At 43.5% G+C, this 26,640-nt stretch carries 20 protein-coding genes and 2 tRNA genes; 11 read left to right on the forward strand and 11 right to left on the reverse strand.

Annotated elements, in window-relative coordinates; translation table 11 throughout:
• Positions 1–954 precede the first annotated feature (954 nt).
• Positions 955–1,470 carry a hypothetical protein gene (locus LQ777_RS23000; protein WP_232560276.1) on the reverse strand — a complete coding sequence of 172 codons (516 nt, stop codon included), beginning with the start codon at positions 1,468–1,470 and terminating at the stop codon, positions 955–957.
• A 337-nt stretch (positions 1,471–1,807) separates the two neighbouring features.
• On the opposite strand from LQ777_RS23000, the gene LQ777_RS23005 reads away from it, so the two are divergent.
• The 5 genes from LQ777_RS23005 to LQ777_RS23025 all read left to right on the forward strand — a co-directional run bounded on the left by LQ777_RS23005 (position 1,808) and on the right by LQ777_RS23025 (position 6,440).
• A complete protein-coding gene (locus tag LQ777_RS23005; protein WP_232560277.1) occupies positions 1,808–2,086 on the forward strand; it encodes a hypothetical protein in 279 nt (92 codons plus the stop codon).
• A gap of 349 nt (positions 2,087–2,435) precedes the next feature.
• Entirely contained in the window at positions 2,436–3,674 is a 1,239-nt protein-coding gene (locus LQ777_RS23010; protein ID WP_232560278.1) for a serine hydrolase domain-containing protein, read from the forward strand.
• Positions 3,675–3,958: 284 nt separating this feature from the next.
• Positions 3,959–4,189 (forward strand): hypothetical protein, encoded by a 231-nt coding sequence (locus LQ777_RS23015; protein WP_232560279.1) that lies wholly within the window; start codon positions 3,959–3,961, stop codon positions 4,187–4,189.
• A gap of 549 nt (positions 4,190–4,738) precedes the next feature.
• Positions 4,739–5,179: a response regulator gene (locus tag LQ777_RS23020; RefSeq protein ID WP_232560280.1), complete on the forward strand. Its 441-nt coding sequence runs from the start codon at positions 4,739–4,741 to the stop codon at positions 5,177–5,179.
• 931 nt (positions 5,180–6,110) lie between these two features.
• A complete protein-coding gene (locus LQ777_RS23025) occupies positions 6,111–6,440 on the forward strand; it encodes a hypothetical protein (RefSeq protein ID WP_232560281.1) in 330 nt (109 codons plus the stop codon).
• A 1,575-nt stretch (positions 6,441–8,015) separates the two neighbouring features.
• Here LQ777_RS23025 and LQ777_RS23030 read toward each other — a convergent pair.
• A complete protein-coding gene (locus LQ777_RS23030) occupies positions 8,016–8,684 on the reverse strand; it encodes a TetR/AcrR family transcriptional regulator (protein WP_232560282.1) in 669 nt (222 codons plus the stop codon).
• Between the two features lie 1,216 nt (positions 8,685–9,900).
• Between LQ777_RS23030 and LQ777_RS23035 the strand changes: the two genes are divergently transcribed.
• Both LQ777_RS23035 and LQ777_RS23040 read left to right on the forward strand, forming a co-directional pair.
• Entirely contained in the window at positions 9,901–10,833 is a 933-nt protein-coding gene (locus tag LQ777_RS23035; RefSeq protein ID WP_232560283.1) for a S1/P1 nuclease, read from the forward strand.
• Between the two features lie 790 nt (positions 10,834–11,623).
• On the forward strand, positions 11,624–12,178 hold the full coding sequence (locus tag LQ777_RS23040; protein WP_232560284.1) for an RNA polymerase sigma factor: 555 nt from the start codon (positions 11,624–11,626) through the stop codon (positions 12,176–12,178).
• A gap of 8 nt (positions 12,179–12,186) precedes the next feature.
• Here LQ777_RS23040 and LQ777_RS23045 read toward each other — a convergent pair whose 3' ends face one another.
• Positions 12,187–12,576 (reverse strand): hypothetical protein, encoded by a 390-nt coding sequence (locus LQ777_RS23045; protein WP_232560285.1) that lies wholly within the window; start codon positions 12,574–12,576, stop codon positions 12,187–12,189.
• Between the two features lie 300 nt (positions 12,577–12,876).
• Positions 12,877–13,656 (reverse strand): DUF2490 domain-containing protein, encoded by a 780-nt coding sequence (locus LQ777_RS23050; RefSeq protein ID WP_232560286.1) that lies wholly within the window; start codon positions 13,654–13,656, stop codon positions 12,877–12,879.
• A gap of 280 nt (positions 13,657–13,936) precedes the next feature.
• On the opposite strand from LQ777_RS23050, the gene LQ777_RS23055 reads away from it, so the two are divergent.
• Positions 13,937–15,562: a Na+/H+ antiporter gene (locus LQ777_RS23055; RefSeq protein WP_232560287.1), complete on the forward strand. Its 1,626-nt coding sequence runs from the start codon at positions 13,937–13,939 to the stop codon at positions 15,560–15,562.
• A 66-nt stretch (positions 15,563–15,628) separates the two neighbouring features.
• On the opposite strand, the gene LQ777_RS23060 is transcribed toward LQ777_RS23055, so the two are convergent.
• From LQ777_RS23060 to LQ777_RS23085, 6 genes are all read right to left on the reverse strand, one after another.
• A complete protein-coding gene (locus tag LQ777_RS23060) occupies positions 15,629–15,838 on the reverse strand; it encodes a hypothetical protein (protein WP_232560288.1) in 210 nt (69 codons plus the stop codon).
• A gap of 477 nt (positions 15,839–16,315) precedes the next feature.
• Complete coding sequence (locus LQ777_RS23065; protein WP_232560289.1) at positions 16,316–17,047, reverse strand: DUF72 domain-containing protein; 732 nt, start codon at positions 17,045–17,047, stop codon at positions 16,316–16,318.
• Positions 17,048–17,521: 474 nt separating this feature from the next.
• Positions 17,522–17,863 (reverse strand): LytR/AlgR family response regulator transcription factor, encoded by a 342-nt coding sequence (locus LQ777_RS23070; RefSeq protein ID WP_232560290.1) that lies wholly within the window; start codon positions 17,861–17,863, stop codon positions 17,522–17,524.
• A gap of 278 nt (positions 17,864–18,141) precedes the next feature.
• Positions 18,142–18,227, reverse strand: a tRNA-Leu gene (locus LQ777_RS23075).
• Between the two features lie 59 nt (positions 18,228–18,286).
• Positions 18,287–18,362: transfer RNA gene (locus LQ777_RS23080), tRNA-Gly, on the reverse strand.
• A gap of 124 nt (positions 18,363–18,486) precedes the next feature.
• Positions 18,487–19,287 carry a UbiA family prenyltransferase gene (locus LQ777_RS23085; protein ID WP_232560291.1) on the reverse strand — a complete coding sequence of 267 codons (801 nt, stop codon included), beginning with the start codon at positions 19,285–19,287 and terminating at the stop codon, positions 18,487–18,489.
• A gap of 166 nt (positions 19,288–19,453) precedes the next feature.
• On the opposite strand from LQ777_RS23085, the gene LQ777_RS23090 reads away from it, so the two are divergent.
• Entirely contained in the window at positions 19,454–20,653 is a 1,200-nt protein-coding gene (locus LQ777_RS23090; protein ID WP_232560292.1) for a type III polyketide synthase, read from the forward strand.
• On the opposite strand, the gene LQ777_RS23095 is transcribed toward LQ777_RS23090, so the two are convergent.
• A complete protein-coding gene (locus tag LQ777_RS23095; protein WP_232560293.1) occupies positions 20,613–21,353 on the reverse strand; it encodes a glycosyltransferase family 2 protein in 741 nt (246 codons plus the stop codon). The genes LQ777_RS23090 and LQ777_RS23095 overlap by 41 nt on opposite strands.
• A gap of 143 nt (positions 21,354–21,496) precedes the next feature.
• Between LQ777_RS23095 and LQ777_RS23100 the strand changes: the two genes are divergently transcribed.
• Together LQ777_RS23100 and LQ777_RS23105 are read left to right on the forward strand one after the other, a co-directional pair.
• On the forward strand, positions 21,497–22,573 hold the full coding sequence (locus LQ777_RS23100; RefSeq protein WP_232560294.1) for a TerC/Alx family metal homeostasis membrane protein: 1,077 nt from the start codon (positions 21,497–21,499) through the stop codon (positions 22,571–22,573).
• A gap of 78 nt (positions 22,574–22,651) precedes the next feature.
• Complete coding sequence (locus LQ777_RS23105; RefSeq protein ID WP_232560295.1) at positions 22,652–26,614, forward strand: AAA domain-containing protein; 3,963 nt, start codon at positions 22,652–22,654, stop codon at positions 26,612–26,614.
• Positions 26,615–26,640 lie beyond the last annotated feature (26 nt).

A 26,640-nucleotide genomic window follows, 5' to 3' on the forward strand; every position in this document is an offset into this window, starting at 1 on the left:
ATACAAACAAAGTTGACCGGTGCCTACTCTACTCAATAGTCATTTTGAGCAAAAGCCAATCTGATCGTATAATCTAAGCCGCAATAAACATCTGCAATTCAGACATGTAATCGTCCGCTCCTATTGAGTGTAAACGAACAGGAACTGATTTAGGACAACCCATCTCCATCCACCCTTGAATAGTTACGTGTACAAACTGCATAAACGGAGGTTGACCTTCCAATCTGGTAAGAGTTACGGATTTGAACCAGCTTAAGGCTACAACTCCGGCCGCTTTGTGATTCGGATGATTGGGATAACTTACAAAAGCATTTTTCCCGTCTGGTGTTATAAAATGAACATACAGTTGCTGAGGGCTATCTACAAATGTAGGATAGGTATACTGGTAGAATCCTGGTGAAGGAGGGGTAGACAGTTGAGTCATTCGTTGGCTTTAACTTTGAGTAAAAATACAGTTATATCACTAAGTAGTTTTCGAATTTACGGATAAATAAATTACTGATTACAACTTTTTGCAATTTAAGCGTATTTTAATCTTTAAGTCTCCGTTGGGAAATAAACCAGATACGAAGGATATTTTCTTTACCTGAGTGTGCTCTTGGCTGCGATAAAGCCTTTTTGAATAGCGCTTCCGCGAAGAAAATTACAGACTACAGTTAAGCTTTTATCTGAACTTATACGCGTATACGTTGCTTACTAACCCCTAGCAACTACCTATAAACTAAGTAATTAGATTGCTTACCAGCGCTAAGATAAATTAAGTAACTAGCTACAACAGACACCTTACTGCTAGGGCGTGGTGTTTATTATCCGATTGCGAGCTGTCTTATTGACTAGACACAGAAAATCCAGGTAGAAAATCTGTCTGGATTTTACAATTAATTTAACTGTCGCTTAATCAGCCACTATATGGTTATCAGCGTGACAAAGATCAAATGGCTTATCCCCATTTTTTTACTGGCTAACAACTTTATCTGATTTGACTTCAATTAGATCGGCCCCGATAACGCAGTTGAGAATATCCTGAGCCCGAATTGACTGATGCTGATTCAAGGCACGATCATGAACATACAGCTTGATGCTGGCAATTTGTTTTTCCTGTAGTAATTCAATAGCCTCTTCGGTCAATCTGATTGTCGATTGACTGGTATGGATATTTCCATCAAAGGTAGATTCAACGGATGCGGTCGGCCAGTCGAGCGAGGTACCATCCTTAAAAAAGACTGATGCGCCTTTTTGAGGCAGAAATGAGCCGCTCTCCACGTAAAGCTGGACAAAGTAATAGACCTGCCCCTGTTCGTAGACTCGCTTGTAATGAATAGCGTCCGCAGAACGCTTACCCCGGCAAGTAGTCATCACAACGGTCTTATCACTAAACTTATGTGCTTTCCTAACCAGCTCGCTACATTGAGCAAAGCCAGAGCTAGAAAGAAGAAGAATAACTAAGAGCGAGTAAAGAATATGTTTCATTGTTTGATTGACTGTTTTTGGATGGTGCAAAGCTATGCGTTGTTTCTGGCTGCACTAATTATATTTACTAAAGTGCATTTTTTTAAATAATAAAGAACCCACTAAGCTTTTATATACATGTTTTATGACCATATATATCTATATAAGTCACTCGATGAGATCATTTTTATTTTACAAAAAATAAATAGCTGATTTCAATGAGCACTAGGTGGTCTTCAGGACGAGAGAATGGAAGCTGTTGAGGGCTCAAATTCGAATTAAAAGTTAACAGTATCCTAATAGAGAATTAGCCGTTTTATGCTTTCCTAACAAGGACACTTAAAAGCCGTCGTCGACTATGAAAACGATTCACTTTTCAATCAACTTACCCTCCTTTTTTCTGGGTTCGCTTACAGTAATTGGCATCCTACTGCTGACTAATTTCACCTCCGACCCAAACAAACAACCCGATCCGAACGGTACAGACAATCGTCGGTTTCAAGCAGTTTCGAGTGAACGGGAATCGATAATTCTCGACACGAAGACAGGACGGTTCGTAGTGATGCCTAGTTATCTGGGCAAACCGCGCTGGATTAACGCGGATTTTGAGGAGATTCGGGCTAATGGTAAAAAATAGTTCAGAGCCGGGTAGAACCAATAACAGCAATCTACACAGACGTATCTTATCCGTGTAGATTGCTATTAACCTACTTACCAAATACCCAGCTATTTCTGACTCCAAAGCCCAGGGGTGAACTTCTTACAATAGCCTGTATGTCAAGACGGCCTTTCACAGCCAGGACACAGGCATCTGCTCATACGTTTATCCGATTGTGCCTAGCTAACGAGTGAAATAATTTTGCTACACAAATAGCTCGTGGGAGACGGCTTTTGTTTGTGGCATTTCAATGCGCTATGGCCTGCATCAATTCCGATAAACCTCTCCGGCGTTTGTAACCCGTTCATCTTTATAAGGCTATGCAGTCATGAAACAACAAACAACCCTCTTACTAGCCATCCTGGCAATCTTCGTTTTTGCACTAATCTCCTGCGACAAAACAGTTGAGGTTGGCCCGAGTGGATCGACACTGAATACCGACGATCTGGTCAAGGCCATTTCAAAACGGCTAGACGGCAATTGTGTAGGCTATCAACTTGTCGTCTCGGTCAACGGTTCTCAAAAAAGCATCTATGCCTATGGAGATGCCCGTCTGTCCCAGGATGGAAATCCCCGCGCCATGTTTGTCAACGATAAGTACAACATTGCCAGTTGCAGTAAAACAATTACGGCTGCGGCCCTGCTACGAACGCTGAACGCCAAACAGAAAACAGTTGACGATCTAATTCATTCCTATCTACCCGCCCACTGGACATTGGGAACCGGCATAAAAACGATAACCTTCAAACAACTGCTCACTCACCAGTCGGGCTTCGTAGACAAATCATACGGATCAGATTACGGTAGTCTGAAAAAATTAGTGAGCGAGGGATTAGTTGACTCCTCAAAACCCGAGACGTACAACAATGCCAACTACGCACTGATGCGCTTCCTGATTGCTACATTGGCCGATTATTCCGTTACCAAACTACCAGCCAACGCCAATAGTACTACATTGGCGACTGTCGAAAACAAACAGGCCCAGGAGTATGCTGATGCCTACATCGACTACTGTCAAAAGAACGTTTTGGGCGTGTCAGGTAGTGGCATGAGCACTATTGTTTGCAAACCTACCGATCCTAATCCGGCACTTTGCTACCAGTTTCCCAAGGACAATGGTAAAGGGGACAGCTTTGGGGATATGACGCTAACTAATGCCGAGCGTGGCTGGAACATGACTAGTGTACAGATGGCAGCCTTTATGAGTACGCTACATTATACCGAAAAGATTATTCCTAAGAGCCTATCGGATATGATGAAGAATGAGCGGGCAGGTTACGACTTTCGGAACAAGACCGCTGGGGGTATAGCTTATTACGCCAAGAACGGGGGCTATCCGGGTAAGTTTGCGGATAAAGCGAAAGATGGTGCCAACTTCGGGAAAAACTACAATGCAGGGCAGCTCGAATCATGGTTGATTGGTTTTGACAACAACGTTCAGATCGCTTTTATCGCTAATTCCCAAGTTTTTATCACGGCCAACAAAAACGATTCCCCCAACGGCGAATTGGCCTTTAACTCAATTCTTGCGGGTTTTGACGAATGGTATAAATCAGCAAAAAAGTGATGCCCCTCTACCACAAACCAAGTTACTGACCAGACTTTTTGTATTGGTAACCAGCAGGCTCGCTACCATTTTGTAGAATAGTATAGGCTAGTTTGTTCACGAGATTTCAGGCACAGAGCCAACATATTGCTTCCGTATTGATTACATACATATCGTTGTTTCTTTTCCTACGCAAAGGTGAGCTTATGTTGTACACGTGTATTGACCGGTTCACCTTTGCGGTTGCAGGCTACAGGGATAACCTATTAGCGAAGCCGGGAAAATCGAGTAAAACAAACTAGTATATGGAAGCACAAGAAGCACTACGGCAAGTGGCTGTGTATTGGGAAGAAGAGTACACGCGCATGAGCCAACAAGCAGAGACTTTCCCTAGAACGGGTATAACTGATCAGGACAATGAAACAGCGGCCTGGCTGGCAGACGTGAAAGAAATGTATTATAAGAAGTACCAGCAGGCCAAGCAGGATTACATGGATGCCAGCTTTGGGGAAGCAGAGGAGTTGTTGGGCAAGTAGGATGCTTACGGTGCTTGTCCGACGCAACCACTGAAACAAAACAAACAAGTCCGTCGGCAAAATGCACAGGCTACTCTAGTTCCTCTGCATCTCACTTACCTTATCAGCTTCTTATACTAGATTCGGCATAAATGAGCCATCTTCTGGTACAAGGTGGCTTATCAACATTTGGTTAAACACTTAGCCGAAGCGCAGACCTTTCATGCGTTGCTCAGGGTGTTACTACCTAATCAAAAAAATAGACTGGTTCTATGAGAGCCAGTCTATCGCAAAAGCCTTAAAATGACATAACTTACCTTCCTGTAACTGGAAACATACTTATATGTTAGTTCTGTCAAGTAGATAGCTTGTAAAATAAGTCTACTTCGCTGTTCAGCAACGCTTAGAGGCATCAACCTACATCTCCCATCCACTGGCTTTGCTGGTCTGGTGCGGCCGCTCCTGAATCTTTTCAACCCTTTTTACTAACAAAATAGTTAGCACTATAACTAATGTGTCAGTTTTGCCATGAGGAATAGTGTGCCGCAGTCAGTCATAAAGACCAACTTTTTGAGAGCCAAGTTATTTGTCGTCGAAGATAACGACGATCAATGGATGCTTATCCAACAGGCCATGAAGCAAGCTCTAGCCGAAGTGGTTGTCGAGCGTGTCGCTACTTGTGAGCAAGCGTTGGAGAACATTAAAGACTGGCAGTATCAGGACTGGGACGCTCCTAAACTTATTCTGCTGGATTTGTATTTACCCGCTAGTGAGCAGGGCTGGAAAGTTCTGCAAATGATTAAGCAATTGCCTAGTCCCTTGAGTCGTATTCCGGTAGTCATGTTTAGTTCATCGGTCGATAAGAATGATATCATCAAGGCCTATGAACTGGGAGTTGCCTCTTACCTAATTAAACCAACTACCCATGCCGAGTGGACCGTTTACTTTAATCGATTACGTAGCTTCTGGTGGGAAACGGTCGCTTTGCCAGATATGCGCTTCACGCTTTAGGGCAATTCTGCGTTATGCATTTTGCGAAATGTTACTGAGCTCTAGGTACCCCATTGTATAGTTGAATAGCGCAATAAGACGCCCCGCTTTAGGCAAAGCGGGGCGTCTTATTGCGTAATAGCTTTATAAACTGTTGAGATCATGCACACTTGATCGGGTAAGGTTCAATAATTGTGTTCAGCCTTCATTGTACGTTAACGTTATACTACTCATTCACACACTCAACCGCCTTCCTAAACCTTACTTACCATCATTGCATTGATATTCTACTAGTCTCAAACCCAAGAATAAATACAACACTGGTAAGTTGGCTAATCAGCACAGGCTGAAAAGATCAAATCCTTGTCAGGAGAGTCTCCAGCAACCTCCGAATCATCAGTCCTTCTTATTTTTCTGGACGGATAGCTTCTATCATCGATCATCAAAACAACTTATTTCGAGACTTCTTATACTGCTTTTGGCGCAGTTTGTGGAACCATCTATATACTTTTATTAACATTAATACCTATTAATATATAAGTAGTTATCTTTTTATGAAAAAATATAACTACTCAAGATTTACATCTACCTTTATTCAAAAAAATAACAAAACGTATGGATGCAATTTTACCGATCAGTATGCTAGCTGGCGCTTTGACGGCTAGCAGTGTTCTATACTTCAGACTTAATCACAAAGCTAAATGCCCTCGTTGTGATCAACCGTTACAGATTGAACCCAAACAAAAGATGAGCGCGCGGATCATATATTACTGCCATTCATGCAATAAGCGGTTCACCAACGGCAACGACGAATAGAAACAGCCTCCAATCTGGCGCTTAATACCTAATCTAGGATTCAGATAGATATGTTCATAGGTGGTTATCATTGGGTTACACCTGCTAGTAAATAACAACAGCAGCCCAAGTTTTTTTGCGCATTTTTGCGCTCCCTATGAGCGATCTTTCCGCCCAGTACCTTACTATCTGGTTGGTACTCAGTATAATTGTTGGAGTAATTGGCAGCACAAGAACCATTGGTTTAGCCAAAAGTTTCTTTTGGTCGCTGGTACTTAGCCCCATTGGCGGAATAATACTAGTATTAACATCAGAGCGTAAACTAGCCAGTGGCACTTCACAGGAAGCAGGCGTTGACGCTGCCGAGTCTATAAGCTTGAAAGACCAAATGCTTCAAGAATTGAAGACTGAGTATCAAGCGGGCAGACTTAGCAAGCAAGAGTACAAATTCGCCCAAAAGGAAGTTATCAGCCGTTATCCGAGTTAACCCACCGCCGGGTAATAGAATAGAGCTTTTAAAGCAGTTTTATTGACATTGTAAACTCACTTCCGCAGACCGTCATTACGAACTCGGTCTGGAATACACTAGCCTCTACATTTACCTACTGTATTTTTAGACATGCCTCCCCTTGGTGGGCTGTCCCTGCTTTGAGCATTTTCGATTTGATCGCAAGTAGCCGAACTAACTGCAACCGTATCATGCGGATTTGCGTAGTCAGTTTTTCAAATTTGAGCCTATTAATTTCTCAAAGCCGACCCTATATCATAAAATACGGATCATCGACGCTAATAAATTCAAGAGTGCCTTTACCTCACTATTTAGGATTGGAGGTATTATCCACTGTTATATGAGTTCAAGTTTACACGTAACGGATATTATAAGCCAGGTTCATGTTGTGGCCTGGCTTATTTGTTTACAATGCTCAGTGGCTAAGTCGTTTTTCAATTGAGAAAACAGAATGATAACAGTTCTTCGCTACGGACCTAATTGGACAAAATCTGAAATTCAGCTACAGGCTCAGTAGCCATAAGCCTCTACACTGATTATAACTTCGCTAGTTATCTATCGCTACAAATTTTTTAAGCGGTATGCTAAAACAAAATGGTATTATTTTTCGTATTTATTGCATGCATCATAAAAACAAATTTTAACACCCGGCTCGGTTGAAGCCGGGTGTTTTTGTATTCAATAAGTATACTAAGGATTGGAATTCCAGGTGTTTAAAGCGAATAACCGAAGAGAATAGCTACCAATACTGACCAACAGGACCTAAGCATAGCATGGTAAGATAGACTGTATCAAACAGGTAAAGAGTCGCAATTAGTATCATCAACAGCCATGTAATAGCGTCTGTCAACTCAAATGGATTTCGTTCTGTGTTCATAGTCGTTAGAAAACGTTGAATAATAAGCAGATTAGTTTAAGACCCAGATTTGTCTGTAGAATTCATTTTGTACGCTCTTCACAACAAGCATTTCCATTTTCAGACTCAAGCGCATCCACTTCATCTCACAAACCCAATTACAAAGCGTATAGTAAATCGATAAGGTACTCAATTACTTTTTCAAATTCAGGCAACGATTTACCTGTGCTTAACTGCTGTTATAGACAAAGCTTGTGCCATAATTTTCTCAAAAATGCGAATCAACTGGTCATTAGATAAAAATCCCCGTCCGCAGAGCAGATGGGGATTGGGGCACTAATCCAACGTGACAATACTTGGGCTACCTTTTCATTGCCACTACCTGAAAATAAAGAACAAAAAGGATCAACCGCAAGTGAGTAATAACTTATTAATTAACTGGTACGTATTTTTTTTTACAAGACGGTAGTCAAGTTACCCAACAGAAACTTATAGTTGAGCGAAGGCTACTAATGACAGTATTAATTGTCTAGACCTGACGTGTGAGCAGAACAGAGCCGGAACACCATCCTTATAAATAGACTGCTAGTTATTAACAGATCGCCCCCACCACACGATCTTTGAAAAAGCAGCTTTGCTACACTCACTCATACACAATCAGTACATAGCCCGAAAGTACTTAAGCAAGCTAAACCGCATCACCAAGCGCTGACCGACAAATTCACTAACTTGGTAGTAATGTTTGTATTGGAGGAGTCAATGGCTGACCGACCAACAGCTTTGTAGATAATTGAGACTGCTTTCTCTATCCGCTGCCATCCCTCTTCACTACGCAGATCAATGCCGATAACAGTCCGGTCGTTTTGAGCCTGGATTGTTAAGTAAGAGAGCGCACCTAAGATTATAGCGGAAATAGCGTGGTAATCACAGCCTTTGATAAAAGCAAGTTGATCGACCAGGTGCGTAAGCTCGCCATCCTGCGCTTTGCTAATCACATCCGCGAGCGGGTCGTTGTCTTTTACGCCTGCTTTAAACAATTCGCGAGCTGAGCGCGAGACGCGGATGTGGCGAAAAAGTTGCAACGATTGAGACGACCATAAATTCGCTAAATCTCCGGGATGCGCTGGCTGTATTTGCTCCAACCATGCAGGTGTATAGTGCGGAAACATCCGGCCCATTCGTACAAAGTATTCCAGCAAACCATCTACACCACCAAAATATCGGTATATCAACGCTTTGCTTACGCCTGCTCGTTCAGCAATAAGGTTGATACTAACGGCTTCGGTACCCCCTTCTGCCAAAATTTGCTCTAAAGTATCGATAATACGCTGGCTGGTCAAAACTCGATTTCGTACCATTTTTTTCATACTCGTTTCTCGCAGGTTAAATGATTTGCTCGCTTTATGCCAGCATGTATGCCTATTGAATCTATATTTTCAAAGATAAAAAACATCCGTTCTTTTTATTTACATTTTTTATCTATCGGTAACTATATTTAAAATAAGTGACTTACTTTTTAATTTAATTAATAGAAATAATAGTAAGTTCAGTTTTATTTTTGGCCGACGGGGCGTGTGTATGGCAGTAAGCGTAGCAACTTATAAAACCTTTTATGCACGCTTTTGTGAACCGGTTGAGTCTGAAATTTGCAACAGTTGATGCAGCTCTAATGTAGTGCTTTATAGACCGACCAATTTGTCTCATCAAACGTAGCAAGAACAAGAAAAAGTCTTTGCTTGTGACTACATCCAACTTGTCATATTGAGATCGTTTGCTTGAAGAAATACGAGCGTTTATCTACATTGGCCTGCATAATGATTACTAAAGTATTCAAATAGACAGTTTGATGCTTATTGAAGCAACCATTACACTAGTAGCACAGGCGCTATTATAAACCGAGTAGCAGATGATGATGAGAGGTAATAGCTTATAAACTGCGGTAGTCTATTGGCAGTAAAAGCCAATTCAGTTTCCACAAATAAGCCAGAACGCATATGCGTTCTGGCTTATTTGTGTCTATCTATTACGTATTGTCTGTAATTTAAACAGTAAGTCGTTGCAGGCAGGCTTTATTGTTGAGTGAACGGCAAAACAAGAAAATAAACCTAGTAAACATTAAGTAGAATTTGTTAATACATGGAAAAAGAAGTTAATACAAATCTTCGCTTATTGTTTGTCTATTTCGTTACGTGTAAATCAGCCGGGCAGCCTGCTTGCAGTTCGACTTAATATTTTGATTTAAAAGCCTTGTTAACACAAATAAGCCAGGCTACAAAGCAACCTGGCTTACCCACTCCACTACTTTTTATGTACTTCTTTAACCAAGTATCTTTGTGGATTGCCCACAGTAGTGAGGATTTGGATCAAAAGAAAACCCCTACTGAATAGCAGGGGTCTTGTGTGTGCGAATGGTGCCTCATCACAGCTTTATACTGGAACCAAAACCTCACATTCTTAACAATGTTTAAACAACCTATACAACGGGAAAATCTAACTTGATACTTCGTAGTGCACTTACTTTATCAGCCTTTATAGACAGCTCTACGCTATCCTGTTTTATCAGCATAACTAACTTTACCCATTATGAAGCGGCTTTTTCAGTCAATTCTTGTTTTTATTGGACTCGTGTTTATCACTTTACCGGCTGCGCTTGGCTGGAACAAAGCTACTCACATGGCGATTGGGGCTATGGCTTACCAAGAGCTGAATACCACTTCACCCCAACTGCTACCCAAGCTATTGACTATTCTTAAGCAACACCCGTACTTTCAGAACCGATGGGCTCCTCAAATGGCCGCGCTTAAACTGTCGCAACAGGAGCAGGATGAGTACCTGTTTATGCTAGCGGCTCGCTGGCCTGATGACGTGAAAGGAACAGATCCTTATCATGATCACTTCAGTTGGCATTTCATCAACTATGTTTATGCACCACAACAGGGTATTGCTCGTAGCGACAGTGCGTTACCAACCGGCGAAACGATCTTACAAGCCTACGCATTAAACAGACAGTTACTTAAAAGTAATGTGGCCGACAGTTCTAAAGCGATTGCTCTGTGCTGGCTCTTTCACCTCACTGGTGACGTTCATATGCCTTTGCATACATCAGCACTGGTTGGCACTCAATTTCCTCAGGGAGACAAAGGAGGCAACTTATTTAAAATAAAGCTTGCCTTGAGCAGCAACACCACCAATCTCCATTCCTTCTGGGACGGCATGCTGTTGAATTCGGATGATTATCACTCAGCCGATAGTTTAGCAACCCAGGAACGAGCAGCGTTTTCGCGAACTCAGTTGCCACAGTTGGGTAATCTGGACCTTATCGATTGGTCAAAGGAAAGCTTTCAATTGGCGCAAGACAATGTATATCGAAATAACACCTTGCAGGCTGGTTCCGAAACAGAAGGATCGGTGTTGCCACCAGACTACATAGCTACCGTCAAGCCCATTGCCCGGCGCCAGGTCGCTCTGGCAGGTTATCGGCTCGCAGACGAACTCGTAGCAGACCTATCAAACTAGCTGCATAAGCCTTTCGCTATAGCATCTTCTGGAAGCTATGTTCTTCTTATTAGTTAATAGTCGTGCAACCAAGGCCCTTAGATTTCTGCGATAAAACGTAGCATCAACAGTAACATAACTGTTTCGCTTACAAAGTATTGCCAAATGGTTCCTATTGTGACGAGTGGATCATCTGTTAGTCGTAACTGATGAGACTTCGGGTAAACTTCCTTACCGTTTCGATTCGTCTCTTTGCATTAATTCTATCCACATCTGTTTATTAACGTTCTGTAGTATAGCCCTGTAGAAGATCGCAAGGCTATACTACTTTACAATATTTGTTGATAGGACTCACACCTGGTATAGTGTAACAAACGTAGTTACCAAACAACGATACAATTCTGTGTCAATAAAGCGTGTTGAACCCAATCGCGGAAAGCTGTCTGCAAACCCCTTCTAGCTATACGGATAACTTCTGGTAAATATGATGTCGAATCCATTGACTCAGAACAGGAGGTAGCAAAAAGTACACTTGGTGAGGTTATTTATTAAAGAGTATACATGCCGCTCAATATATTTACATAATTGTATCAGTAGTAACGCTCCATAGGCGCTACTTATTTATTATTTCGCCATTGTGGCATATTTACACATTAGAAACACATTAAATACGGATTATACTACAAAAAGTATATGTTAATACTTGTAGCGCAATTGAATTGTATACTTTTTATGTTGCTTAATCGAATAAATATATAGTTACCATAGTTGTGTTAGCTAGTCTCAACTTAAACTAGCTAATGACCTACCTATGAAAAAAGCCAGGCTAGCCGATGAGCAACTGGTTAACTCGTTTCAAAACACGAATTCACCTGATAGCTTTGAAGCACTTTATAGTCGGTATGTGAGTAAAGTTTACCACAAATGCCTTTCCATTACCAAGGATTCTGAAGCCGCTCAGGACTATACGCAAGACATTTTTATTAAAGTATTCAATAAGCTGGACTCCTTCCAGAACCAGTCTACTTTCTCAACTTGGCTTTACTCTATTGCCCATAATTATTGTCTGGATCAGCTTCGGATCAGTAAACGCCTGACAACAGAGCCGTTATCAGACGAACAAGCGAACGGCCTTCCCGAAACCAGTTCGGCTTTTGTGCTCGAAGAACGTATCGAAGAGCTTGAAGGCGTACTTAATCAGCTACCCAAAGAGGAGGTCAAGCTGTTACGACAGAAACATGAACAAGGATTATCCATCCGGGCGCTCAGCCAACAGTATGGCATTTCGGAAAGTGCAGTTAAAATGCGGCTTAAGCGCTCGCGGGAGAAGCTTCAAAAACTGTACGCAAAGCAGCTTCTGGAGTAACCGACAAGCTAATTAACCAGCCACTGAATTCGCTGATTCTGTTCCTGTAAACGCAAGGTATGCCTGTGGAGCCGTTCAACATCGCTGGCTGTCAAGGCAAGGTTCTGCGGTTTGTTCATCTCGTTAAGCATACAGCGCAGCTCAGCCAGCATATTCTGACGGATCGTTTCCATCTCTTTTACCGAATGCTGCTCATCCATAGCCACGAGCTGAATAGTAACGTCAGCCATGACCTGCTTTCTTAATTCAATGGATTGCTCCAGCAAATGGTACAAATCCTTGAACGTACTGATAGCCTGACGCCAATCCTCTAACAGAGTAGGCAGATCTCCCAGCCTCAGCTGGGCCTGTAGCCCATTCCGGCCTGGAGAGGTACTATTGACTCTTTTGTTTAACATTATCAATCGTATTACTCTGTTTAGATCAAAACTTCTAAACATCGTCACACATCTTTATTAGATGCTCTCTACTTTGTTTTTGCCTTACCTCTGCTCTTTCTGACTGGCTTCGTCCCCTCATTAGTACAACCGCAATCACGTTGGTAGCTGCAAAAAAATGGCCCGTCAGTTGCCACTAGCAGGTGATTGCCACAAACCGACCACATAAGTTTCCGGCTTCTTAGTAGACTCTTACGAACAGGCCTCAAATTACCTTAACAGCCGAGCTTCTCCAAGCTGTCTCTATTCATTATCAGTCGTTTATTGCTTCTTCGTAAAGTCAAGGTTGTACAGTACGTTTACCCAGATACCACTGTTGAGTTCAACAACCGACCGACTGGAGGCCGGGTCTGGGTCAGCATGTTGCCTGATTTGATAGAGATAGTTTAGCTCTAGTTTGGCATTGTTAGTAAATTGATAGCCCAGGCCACTAGACAAGCGGTTCTGATTAAAAACGTTGTCATTCACGTTTCGACCAAACCCTATAAATAATTCATCAAAGGCATTCAAATACCATTCTTTATCCTCAATTGTTTTGCCCTGTAGCGGAAATTCCAGCGATAATTGATAGCGGATACGGTTTTGATATTCCCACTCCTGTACAGCCCCCTGACCGCTCTGGTCACGCGAGCCCAACCAGCGCTGCTCTAACCGAAGGCGATGTGTCAGCCCCAAACGACCCAGTTGGTCCTTCAGCGAGATATCTTCATAAAGTCTGTTTTCCGGCTCCGCACGGCCCATTACCTCCGGATAGTTACCATAACGATAGCTTTGAAAATAAGTATACCCTCCCGACACTTCCACGCGTTCGGTTAGTGTACGAACGAACCCCAGCCGTGCCAATAGCTGTTGCGGCTGTTGTACCCAGTCAACCCGGCGTTCCTGGAACTCGGTATGAATTGCCCATTTTTTTGCGATCTGATGATCGCCAGCGTAAACAAACCAACATAACGTATTCGCATCCTTTAATCGGGATGCCTGCCCTAAACAGGTAAGTGTACCAGCCAGTCCAACAAGGCCAGTCAATAAGAGGTGCTTCATGCGCAATGAGATAAACAGCAGATAGCTTATTTGCTTTTGATGGATAAGCAGTCAGAGTAGGCACGAAAACAACAATTCAGTTTGAGCCTAACAAATTTGTTTGTATACTGAAGCCATAATCCTGCTCTTATAACCTGTGCAATCCAGCCGTTTGTTTTAACGCGGTCGAAGCTCCTATTGGAAAGTACAGCGTCGTTTGGTTGTTCGAAGGTGTACGAGCAGTTTCCATTCGGAGAATTCCAAAAAGCGTTTCAACCGCTGCATCTTATGCAATAAGCTTATGTCAGGACAACTACACAACCTTATTTTTCTCTGTTTAGGTTTGGTCTTTAGTGTCTCCCTACTGGTCATCGTTGCTCAGAAAGTAAAGATAGCTTACCCTGTTTTTCTGGTATTAGCTGGTTTAGCCGTAAGCTTCGTACCCATTGTTCCAGCTATACACATTGATCCGGAATTAGTTTTTGTGGTCATACTACCGCCCATCTTGTTCGATGCCGCAAATAATATGTCTCTCAAAGCCTTGTGGAAATGGCGACGAATTATCAGCGTAATGGCTCTGGGCTTTGTCTTGTTCACGGCAACTGCCGTTGCCTTTGTTAGTTACTGGCTTATCCCCGGCTTTACGCTTAGTCAAGGCTTCTTACTGGGCGCCATCATATCGCCACCGGATGCCGCTGCTGCCGTTTCGGTATTAAGGTACACCCGGCTTCCTAAAAGCGTTGTTTCTATTCTCGAAGGAGAAAGTTTGCTCAACGATGCCACCAGCTTGACGCTGTTTCAGTTTGCGCTGGCCGCTATCACGACGCATAATTTCGTTTGGTTTGAAGCCGTAACTGGATTTGTTATCGTCGTGATTTCCGGCATTGGGATTGGTCTTGCCTTTGGTTTGTTATCGTATATCATTTATAAATGGCTACCAACCAATGCAAACGTTGACGTTGCTTTCTCAATCGTTTTACCGTACCTGATGTACCTTTCGGCCGAAGCTGTTCATTCATCCGGCGTTCTGGCGGTAGTAAGTGGTGGACTGTTTACCGCTTATCAGGCTCATTTTATTTTTTCGCACCAGAGTCGCTTAAAGGCAGCCGCTCTTTGGTCGTCGGTCGTCTTTATTCTGAATGCCGTCATTTTCTTCTTGATTGGTTTACAACTTCCCGAAATCACCGAATCGATAAAGAGTATACCCGTTCTTACCGCATTCAACTATGCCCTGATTATTACACTGGTCGTCATTATCGTGCGAATTATATCCGGCTTTACCAGTTCAGCATTTACCCGGTTTATCAGCCGGTATATTACGGTGGCTCAGAGCAATCCCGGCTGGCGGAACCCGATTATTATTGGCTGGGTCGGTATGAGGGGCGTTGTATCGTTAGCGTCCGCAGCTTCCATCCCTTTATTGTTACCCAATGGCCAGCCCTTTCCGGACCGAAATCTTTTCCTGTTCATTACGTTTGTTGTCATCATTGTTACGCTGGTAGGCCAAGGTCTTTCGCTACCCTGGGTGATTCGCAAGGTGAAGCCCGAAGCATTTCCTAACGCGAAGTCTGATGATCAGCAGCGGCTAGAAATCGAGTTGGAATTGTATCACGTCGCTTTCGATAAATTGACTTCAGGCTATGCGCTTGATATTCAGCACAATAGCCTGCTTGAGTACCGAGCTCAGTTCCTGAAACACAAGTTACAATTGTTGAAAGAAGCGAACAGCGATGACGGTACACGAGCAAGAGCGGTTCACTTGATCGGCCACTTTCAACAGATTATGATGGAAGTAACGGAACAGGAACGCAAAAAACTACACTCTTTTCGGAAGCGGGCGGACTATGACGACGATGTAATCCGCGCTATTGAGCACAGACTAGATCTGGAGGAAGAACAATTACAAGAAGATAGCGACGATCTATAGTGCCGTTATCGTCAAAAAATCAAGTAAGTAATTCTTATTGGGTGAGCGTATACGTTCTTATCAAATTTATTTAGCTAAGTTCTGGTGTTGATTGCAGCGATTTACCCAGATGGTTGTTACGCAAAGCATTGTAAAGCAATACAGCGGAAAAACAAATATAGGGATGTACTGCATCTGTTCCTGCATTAGCCATAGCGCAACATCAGAAAGGCTATAAGCCAGCGGAGGAATTGCTATCAATAAGACAACGGCTATTACTTCGATTAAATATTTCATGACTGAGTTCGAAGACGAAAAGAGGTAAACTTTATTCAGCAACACCATTTACAAGAAGTAAGTTTAGTTGAATACCAAATTCATGTATATACATTATATACTATTTAAATTGACGTAGCGGCTAACGAACTGGTTGAATTCGCAACTAATCTAATCGCTTATCGAGATCCTTTATACGCTATTAAAGTCTACAGTTGCTTGGGTTGATGGTAGCTAGTATAATCGTTGTCCCTCTCGGGGTATATCATCGCTTTAAAAGCCATCCAATAGCAATAATCCCCGACAGCATTACTGACGGGGATTAGTTTTCAGTACGAAAGTCCCTGCCAAATCGTGGACTTGGCAGCGCTTGAAGTACCAACGGCGTCTATCTCGTTGTATACTATGCAAAGGTAATATAGCATCATTACAAGTATACTAAAGACAACCACAAATTAATTGACCGGCAACTTAAGGCCACATATTGGCTACTTCTGCTTATTGGATGGCTACCATTCTTTGTAATCTCTGTGCATTACGAACGGCATTACCCGCTCCGTCGTTGTTGAAGTATACATACACATCTTTTCCTGCACCAGTCCATTCGTTAATTCGATCAGCCCACCACTGCAAATCGGTATCTGAATAAGAACCGCCATACAAGTACTGATGATCTGGGCCATGCAATCGAACGTACACAAAAGGAGCTGTACTCAATAGTAAACATGGTAGCTGAGCCCCGCTCATAATGCAGTAAGCTACCCGATGTTGTTCCAGCAGTGAAAAAGTAGACTCGTTATGCCAGCTCACGTGTCTAAATTCTACCGCTACTTGCATCCAATGGGGAATTTGTTCCAGAAAATAAGCCAACCGATTGTAATCGTAAACATGCTGAGGAGACAGTTGTACGAGTAAAACCGCCCTTTTCTCACGCAACTCGTGCCAGCACGCTTTGATCCGTTCCATCCAGATCTCGGGGGCATACAGTTTTTTTGCGTGAGTCAGTCCCCTAGGCGCTTTAACGGATAAGAGAAAATTTTCGGGTAACCGCTGATACCATTGAACAAACGTAGATTGTTTAGGCCAACGGTAAAAACTGCTGTTCAATTCTACCGTTTGAAACTGCTGCATATAGTAATCTAACCGCTTATGAACTGGCGTATGATCCGGGTATAGAACACCTTGCCAGTGATCATAACTCCAACCGGACGTTCCAATGTAAATGCCCATACCGTTCCATTTAGTAAATGAATAGCCGATAGCCGCTCAACGACTCGCGTACTCAAAGATGCTTTCCGCACTAAAACGATTTTAAGCTCACCTAGGTTACCCAACACTTCTTAGCCAGTCTTCACACGGGAAGCTGATCATACATAAATTTCTTTTAATGAATACTGGTTACTTATTGATTGGTAGTTTATTATATTAGACTCGGTAGTACAAACGACATATCCTCCGTTGTTACTATCTGGTGTGGATATAGAAACCCTACTGGTTTTACTGGTAGGGTTTTTTATTAATCGTCAACACAACTATTTCTGTATCGTCACTCATCCGTTACCCATTAGCTTCTACGGAAAATAATTATGCTACCATAGATGTCACCAAATAATAAATTTACAGTTGCGCACTACCAGAATATAAAGAGAAGCAGTGTAGGATAGGTTTTTGTACATTGGTGGTTTAGGATACCTAAATAGCTTGCTACGTATTAGTCAACAACCTCCTTAGCGCCAACTCTCGGTTGCGGCTAACGATTAGTGAACTTCCATCCGTCATTGACACAACCAGAAATTTCTTACCGTCACCTCCCATGTCGTACTGATATCCAGTAATATAGCCTGCGTTGATAAGGTGAGTTTTATTAATACGAATAAAATCAGGTAGTTCTGGTAATTCCGCAGCTAGGGTTTTCAATGTCTTACTGCTTGTAAATGACTTCCCTTCTCTTGCGAATATCTTTGTGTAATTACCTGTTCCTTCTAATCGAACGATATCCTTGATTAGCAACACAGTTTTACGATCAATGTAAAGTTCTGTTGACATTATTGATACTTTATGCAGTCGATCAAACCTACTTGCTCTTTTATGTAGCCGAGCATTATTGTAAGACTTAATTTAATCATTAAAACATAATATCACATTCTATGCCATAAATGTTACCGAAATATATTTTACAAATACTAATTAACTAAGATTATAAAAGCAACCAATAGTGTATACAAGCTTAGCGCATTCGACTTATACTATGATTGAATGTTTATTCGTCCAAACGTAAACAAAAAAGGTCACATCCGTTCAGATATGACCTTTTAACTAACAAGTACCAGGAGCGGGAGTCGAACCCGCACGGGCCGTAAAGCCCACAGGATTTTAAGTCCGGCGTGTCTACCAATTCCACCATCCCGGCATGCCCTCTTTCTTCGAAGCAGACATGTATGAAAAAAGCACCGGGGTCGGTGCCTTTTTTGGAGCGAAAGACGGGGTTCGAACCCGCGACCTCGACCTTGGCAAGGTCGCGCTCTACCAGCTGAGCTACTTTCGCGTTTGTTGTTCGCCATCTCTCGGCGAATTGTGGATGCAAATTTAGGGTGTTTTATTCGTTTGTCAAGTCTACAGCTTAAAATTTTTCATGTTTTTTTTACCCTCATCGTGTTTAAAACTGATCCTTAACGGGTTAATACAATCAGCAGCAGAAAAAAACTGTTGAGACCGATGCTCGATATCCACATCATACGCATGGTGTATCGATAATTGGCAAAATGCGCATTCTGATGTACGCGCCAAAACCAACGGAGAAAAAAGACGATGGCAGGCATTAAGAACAACAAGTACAGCAACACGATATAGCTTCCATCGAAATACTTATAGAATCCAATAAGCGAGAAAATATAAATGGCAATAGCAGTGAAGAACGTTCCCCGAACCCCTAAGAGTCGGCTAATGGTCATATCACCCCGACGAGCATCCTCTTCATGCTGATATACTTGTGTAACGGGGTAAAGCGCCATCAGATTCAGCGTGGCCAATACTCCGCCAAAAAGTAGCTTGGGCTGCGCTAAAGACGACATGGGCAAATCATTGATCGAAATATACGTCATGACGTACGTTATTCCTCCCTGAAGAAAACTAATCAGGAACCAGCTTAGGATTGGGTATTTCTTTAGCCGAATTCGGTCGTGGCTGTACGCTTTGGTCACGAAGCCATAAACGAGCAGGTAAACAATGAAAGGCCAGTTTACAAACATTCCCAACAAAAGCGCTATGCCGTCCAGTAACCACGATACCCAATAAAGGTCTTTATCGACCGGGGGCGGAGCTTCTAAGCCGCCAATACTTCCTTCATCTTTATCAAAATAGCTGTTGTAGGCGTTACTGGCGGGATAAAGCAACAGATGGACAACGATCAAGACAAGAATCGACTTTCCGACAGAAGGTGCTGCTGACTGACTGACAGCAAACCAGAACATGGGTAGCAGAAAAAAGGAAAAAGGTACGCGTAGATGTAACCAAATCGTTCGGTTAGTCATGGATGTTTCGCTCAGTGGGCTCAATTTACAGAACTTTCATTAATGAGTGTAGTTATACACCTGACAGTCCTCTATGAATAAATGAACGCTTTAGCGTAAAGTCCCAATGCGATCTCAATCTGACGGTTATATTAATGCCATTGGTACGGCGGTACCGGATTTTTACGCGTCACAACAGCACGCGGCTGAGTTTATGGCCGATCTTCTTCAGTTTGATGAACGCGAGCGTCGTCGCCTGATGACTTTATATCGCTATACACGAATTGAAAAGCGTCACACAGTCATGGCTGACTATACGCGGCCACCAGGCGAGTTTACATTTTACCCAAATACGCCCGGTATGGAGCCGTTTCCAACGGTGAGCCAACGAATGGGTGTTTATCGGCAGGAAGCAGTTCCACTGGCTTTGAAAGCTATACACAACTGTTTTAGCAGTTACCCTGATTTCGATCCACAAACAATAACTCACCTGATTACGGTAAGTTGCACGGGGCTATACGCTCCTGGTCCGGACATTGAAATCATTGAAGCTCTTGGTTTACCGACAACTACGCAACGACTAGCGATCAACTTCATGGGTTGTTACGGCGCTTTTAACGGTCTCAAAGCCGCTAACGCGATTGTCCGAGCAGAACCAGAAGCAAAAGTGCTAGTTGTTTGCGTTGAGTTATGTACCATTCACTTCCAGAAAAAGACCGATACGGATTACCTTTTGTCAAACGCTTTGTTTGCGGATGGGTCAGCAGCGGTACTGGTTGAGAGTAAACCGCGCCCTGATCAATCGTTCCGCTTACGGTCTTTCTACTGTGACCTACTACCCGAAGGAAAAGATGCAATGGCCTGGCATGTGAGTGATTTTGGCTTTGAGATGACGCTTACCGCCGAAGTTCCGAATCATATCCAGCGTGGAATCGGCCAACTAATGCATCGATTATTGACTCAATGTGATTTGACGCTGTCGGATATCGGCCAGTATGCACTGCACCCAGGTGGACGTCGGATTCTGGAGGTGATTGAGGCTGAACTAGGGATCACCGCTAACGATGACCGTTATGCCTACAATGTACTTCGGCAATACGGAAATATGTCTTCAGCGACGGTTTTATTTGTTCTTAAAGCGATTTGGGAAGATTTACATTCGGGAGCTGCTGAGGTAGACACGAACCGGCCCAATATTCTGAGCTGCGCCTTTGGGCCGGGCTTGACATTAGAAGCGATGGTACTCGAAGCACTTACTCAGGAATCTGTTCTGTCGTCGACCTACGCTACGTCAGAATCTTCCAACGCATTAAGCCTAGCTTTGTAAGGCAGTAAAACAACGACGTGCGTAAAACGCCCAATCCGTAGATCGAGCTCCGCCGAAAGTTAATCGACGAGGCTTCTTCAAAGTATTTTGTAGGGCAGGTTACTTCGGCAATCTCGTAGCCTTTGTAAAAAATCTGGGCGATCATTTCATTATCGAAAATGAAATCGTCCGAGTTATGGCTAAAGTCTAAGCTGCGTAATACCTCACCCGAAAATGCCCGGTAACCCGTGTGGTACTCCGACAGTTTCTGATTCATCAGCAGGTTTTGGGCAAATGTTAAAAACCGGTTAGCAACGTATTTGTACATAGGCATACCGCCCTTCAGCGCGCCTTTACCCAGGATACGCGACGCAAAGACAACCGGATATAGCCCATTGCCGATTATTGAGATCATGGCAGGCAAAAGCATTGGCGTGTACTGATAATCAGGATGTAACATGATTACAATATCGGCTCCTAATTCCAGCGCTTTGGCGTAGCAGGTCTTTTGATTCCCACCGTACCCTTTATTTATATCATGCCGAATGACGTGCCGGATACCTAGTTGCCGAGCCACTTCAACGGTATTATCAGGGCTGGCATCATCAACCAGAATCACATCGTCTACTAAGTCAAAAGGGATTTCTCGGTAGGTACGCTCCAACGTTAGCGCAGCCCGATAAGCGGGCATTACTACAATAACTTTTTTATTATTAAACATAGGCCAAAACTAACGGGTTGATAGCATTATGCCAATTATTTGCTGCATGAAGCCAGCGGCTTCGATAGATTGAACGTAGATTTGTAGATTAATATCGACTTCTCCATCTTCTTGGCGTTGGTTCGCTATCTACCTTACTCTGTATGTTTTCAAACGAAACTGTATTCTTTCTAGGCTTTGCCGCGTTCGTTCTGCTTATTATGGCTATTGACTTGGGAGCATTTACCAAGCAGAAGAGCCATGTAGTAGCGTTTAAGGAGGCAGCCATTTGGAGCGCTATCTGGGTCGCTCTTTCGATTGCCTTCTATTTCTTTCTACAACACTTCGGTTATCTCGTTCATGGTATTACCGACATGGCCCGACTGGAGGAAGTTCGCAACCGATACGCTGAACATGTAAAGCTAATACCTAACAATTTTCCGGCCAGTTTAGAGCGGTTCCAGGCTAATATGTCACTGGAATACATTACGGGGTATCTCGTAGAATATTCCTTATCTGCCGACAATATTTTCGTTTTTATTCTGATTTTCAAGTCGTTCGGCGTCCAACCACGTTACTTTAAAAAGATATTAGTTTGGGGAATTTTAGGCGCAATCATCTTACGGATGGTATTCATTTTCCTCGGTTCCGCCCTGATCCAACGGTTCGAATGGATTATGTACTTATTTGGTGCGTTTTTGGTTTATACAGGCTTACAACTGTTTTTTCAGAAAGACGAAGATGAAACGATTGAACCCGCTAGTCATCCAGTGGTCCGATTTGCCAGCAAATATTTGAGTATTTACCCCCGCAATGTCTCAGATAACTTTTTTATTCGGCGGAAATCGGACAAGAAGCTATTTGTAACGCCCCTGTTCATCATTGTTATCGTCATTGCCTTTACGGATATTGTCTTTGCCGTTGATTCCATTCCGGCGATTTTTTCGATCACGAAAGACCCATACATTGTTTTCTTCTCGAACGTATTCGCCATCATGGGGCTTCGCTCTATGTTCTTCTTCCTGTCGAGCATCATTAGCAAGTTCCGATTCCTGAAAGTAGGACTGGCCGTACTACTTACGTTTATTGGTGCAAAAATGCTGGCTGAACACTGGCTTGCCGGCATAGGATTTACGCCGATTTATTCACTGTACGTTATTGTTGGTATCTTAGGAATCAGCATCTTGGCTTCGCTGCTGATTCCAGAAAACAAATCTGAATCGACTAAAACCCCGGTGTGATTTTTATGCGTATTTTGATGAGCTATCGTTATTTCGCCTACTACATGCGTTATATCGATAGCTCATCATTCTAATCGAATGCCTTACCGTTCGGACATTCTGCGCGCTTTTCGCCGACGACTCGTTAATCTAAGTAGCCGGAATCGATCGTTGTTACTGACGAATTTACCCGCAAGCCAATTTCTTGATCTACATGAGGCCGACTTCCTGGTCAACAGCTCGTCGTTTAACCTTATCAGCGAGTTAATCAGCAGAAAGTCGTCCCTAACAATAAGCGAAGTTCTCGACGCCCGGCACGAGCGCAGCAACGAAGTAAGCCGAAAACTTCGGCGAATCGCCCGCACGGCCAAGTTCATCACAGAAGAGCGCGGTACCGAAGACTTGTACGTCGGCTGGCCTTTTGTCCGGGGGAAATTTATGGATGGAACGGTGGTCCATGCTCCTCTGCTCTTTTTCCCGATTCAAATTGAACAACAGGGCAAATACTGGAAGTTAGTTCGACGAAGCGATGAATTCGCCTTTCTTAATCCTACGTTTGTCTTGGCTTATGGCCAGTACAATCAGGTACGGATTCCGGATGAAATTCTGGAAAAAACGTTGGACGACTTTGACCAGGACGCACTTGTTTTTCGAACCCAGCTGTACGAATGGCTAAAAGCGGGTCCTATTGAGATCAATTTCAATCAGAATCTTTTTGTCGATACGCTTCACTTCTTCGATCCACAAACGGCTAAAAGTCTCCATCAACTTGAACGAACGGGCGAGTTAAAATTGTACCCGGAGGCTGTACTGGGCATCTTTCCGCAAGCCGGCTCTTATTTAGTCCCTGATTACGACAAACTGCTTGCAGAGCGTCAACAGCCCGAAAGCGCAGAACTTTTAGACCTCTTTCCTACCCTCCCCGAAAACTCATCTCTTGCTTTACCCGAAAACAGAATCCATACACCCTTACCCCTTGATGCTTCGCAGGAATCTGCTTTACGAGCGGTGAAAAGCGGACAGTCATTGGTTGTTCAGGGCCCGCCCGGTACTGGTAAATCACAGCTTATTGCCAACTTGATGGCCGATGCGGCTGCGGCTGGTAAGCGTGTGCTACTAGTTTGCCAAAAACGGGCTGCGCTCGATGTCGTACAGGCTCGCCTTAAGCAGGTAGGTATGGGGCCGTTTGTTGCTCTAATTCATGACTTTCAGGACGATCGTCGGGCACTTTACGCACAGATAGCCAATCAGATTGAGCAGATAGGTGCTTACCGGAAGCAAAATACCAGTCTGAACGCAGTACTACTCGAACGAAACTTCGATCAGGAAAGCCGACGGATCGATGAGGCTGTCTCTGAACTACGGGCGTTTAAAGAAGCTCTTTTTAGCACTAGTGAATGTGGCGTTTCTGCCAAAGAACTTTATTTAACAACCAGCCCAAACGCCCCCTCAATTCCGCTAGGCGATAGTTATCCACATTTTCACACCAATAATATGGATAACTTTACTAGGCGATTAAGCGCTTATGCTGACTATAAGCATCGGTTAAGTCCATCACATCCCTGGGCTTCCCGACGTAGTTTTGCAGAGTTTACGCTATTTGATCTACCGAAGGCAGATCAGGCTATTGCCAAATGGACAGAAGCTGTGCTAAAGGCCCACGTCCAGGCGGTTAATCTCGTTGATAAACCGCTTACGCTCGATCAGTTAGCCAACTGGCAGGCTAACGATCCGGAAATTTCGGCTTTACTGACTACGCTTGACGAAGCGAATAGGTCAGATTTCTGGCCGATAATTCAGTATCTACGCAACAAGCCAAAGCACCCTGCTTTTACGGTCAACCAAGATCAGCTTGAGTCTTTAGCCAACGAATGGGAAGCTATCCTAGCATTACCTGGACCTGAGATGACGGTATCGCTGAACGATCTTTCATCATTTGACCAGTTACTTGTTGAGGCTTTACAAGCTCACTCGTCATGGGTCCGGTGGAACTGGTGGCAACTTACGAATGAAGGGAAAATCCAGCTCAAGCAGGTTGCCTCATCCAATAACCTAACCGTTTCTCAAGCGGATATAAAAATCCTTCGCAGCAAAGTAGCGAAACGCGTTAGCTTGGAAGTGCTTAAAAGCCGAATAAGCCCGTTGTTAGCCGATCTTCCCCTTGCTGAAACGCCAGATAGTTTACATATTCTTCGCCGTGCTATTGGTTTTATTGAACGTTCAAACGCTATTATTTCTCTTAGTCAACTGCCAACGTCTACTTGGCTAACGGCTGCTCGTTTTCAGGAAACTGTTAAAGAACTACTTGTTATAGCAAGGTCGGTAGAAAGGGAGCGAACACTGGCTCAAACTTACCTGAGCGAGACCCAGTTGGTGACAATCTGGCGAAACGATAACGAGGCTGTTCAACTTCGACAATCGCTCCGGCAAGATTTTGATTTGTTAGTAGAAGCCGACCGTCTGAACGAAAGCTTCTCGACCATAGAGAAATCCGTCATCGAGCGACTCATAACTATTGATCCTAGTCACTGGGTAAAAACATTTATGAACTCGCTCGGCTTAGCTTGGATTGATCATCTAGAGCGAAAATACCCCGAACTACGGAGCGTATCTTCGTTGAAAATGGCTCAAACCGAAGAAGATTTACAACAGAGCGTTTTGCGTAAACAGGCACTGAGCCGAGACATCTTATTAGTTAAGCTTCGCGATCAAACATACCGAAATCTAACGTTTAATCGACTCAATAATGTCGTTACCTATCGCGACCTTCTTCATCAGACGACAAAGAAGCGCACGATATGGCCTGTTCGGAAGTTAATGGAGTCTTTTGCCGACGAGGTATTCAAACTTATCCCCTGCTGGCTGGCCTCGCCCGAATCGGTATCGGCTATGTTTCCGCTACAAGCTGGCTTATTTGATCTGGTGATATTCGATGAAGCCTCCCAGTGCTTTGCTGAAAATGGGATTCCAGCTATCTTCCGCGCTAAGCAGGTCGTTATAACGGGCGATAGCCAGCAATTACGCCCGAATGATTTATACCGGACTCAGGTGGATGACATTGAGATCAGCAGCGAGACAATTGCGCCCTCGCTTGAAGTAGAGTCGCTGTTGGAATTAGCGGTTCAGGAACTGCCTCAGATTTCGCTAACCGAGCATTACCGTAGTCGATCTCTTGACCTGATTACTTTCTCGAACGTCCATTTTTATCAAAATAAGCTTCAGCTACTGCCTTATTTCTCTACGGTTAATCGGCATGAACCAGCCATTCGGTACAAGAACGTTGAGGGCGTATGGAAGCAGAACACCAATCAAATCGAGGCCGAAGCTATTGTGCAGCTTATCGGTCAATTGATGGCCGAATCGCCAGAGCTATCCATTGGTGTTGTAACGTTCAATTATCCGCAACAACAGTTAATCCAGGAGTTGCTGGAAGCCGGCTCAGAAGCGATAATTAGCCAATTTGAGAGTAAGGTTACTAACGAGCGGCTGATCGTTAAAAACATCGAGAATATTCAGGGAGACGAACGGGATATTATTATTTTTTCAACGGGCTACGCGCCTGATGAACGAGGAAAACTCTCAATGCAATTCGGCAGCTTAAGCGCGCAAGGAGGAGCCAATCGTCTGAACGTGGCCGTTACAAGAGCTCGTGAGCGGATTTACGTCATCACAAGCCTCTGGCCCAACCAAATGAACATAGCGGACGTAACGAACGATGGCCCCAAATTACTGAAGGCCTATCTGGACTATGCGCTCACGGTATCAGAGGAACGTTTTAAACCTGCTTATCAGGTTTATCCTAGTCCGCTAATCAATACATTATTGAGAGACCAATTGATAGTTCAGCATCCTAATTGGCAGCCCGAATTGCCTTTTGCGGATTTGACCGTTAAAGATGAGACTGACGGTAATTATGAGGCAGTCGTTTTAACGGATGATAACGCTTACTATCAGCAATCATTGAAGCAATCGCATGCATATTTACCAATAGCGCTCAGAAGCCGTAACTGGCCGTTTCAACGATTTTGGAGCCGCACTTTTTGGCAAAAAGCAATCAATTGAAAAAAGCCTGGAATGTATCCAGGCTT

Source organism: Spirosoma oryzicola, from assembly GCF_021233055.1.
Taxonomy (GTDB): Bacteria; Bacteroidota; Bacteroidia; order Cytophagales; family Spirosomataceae; genus Spirosoma; species Spirosoma oryzicola.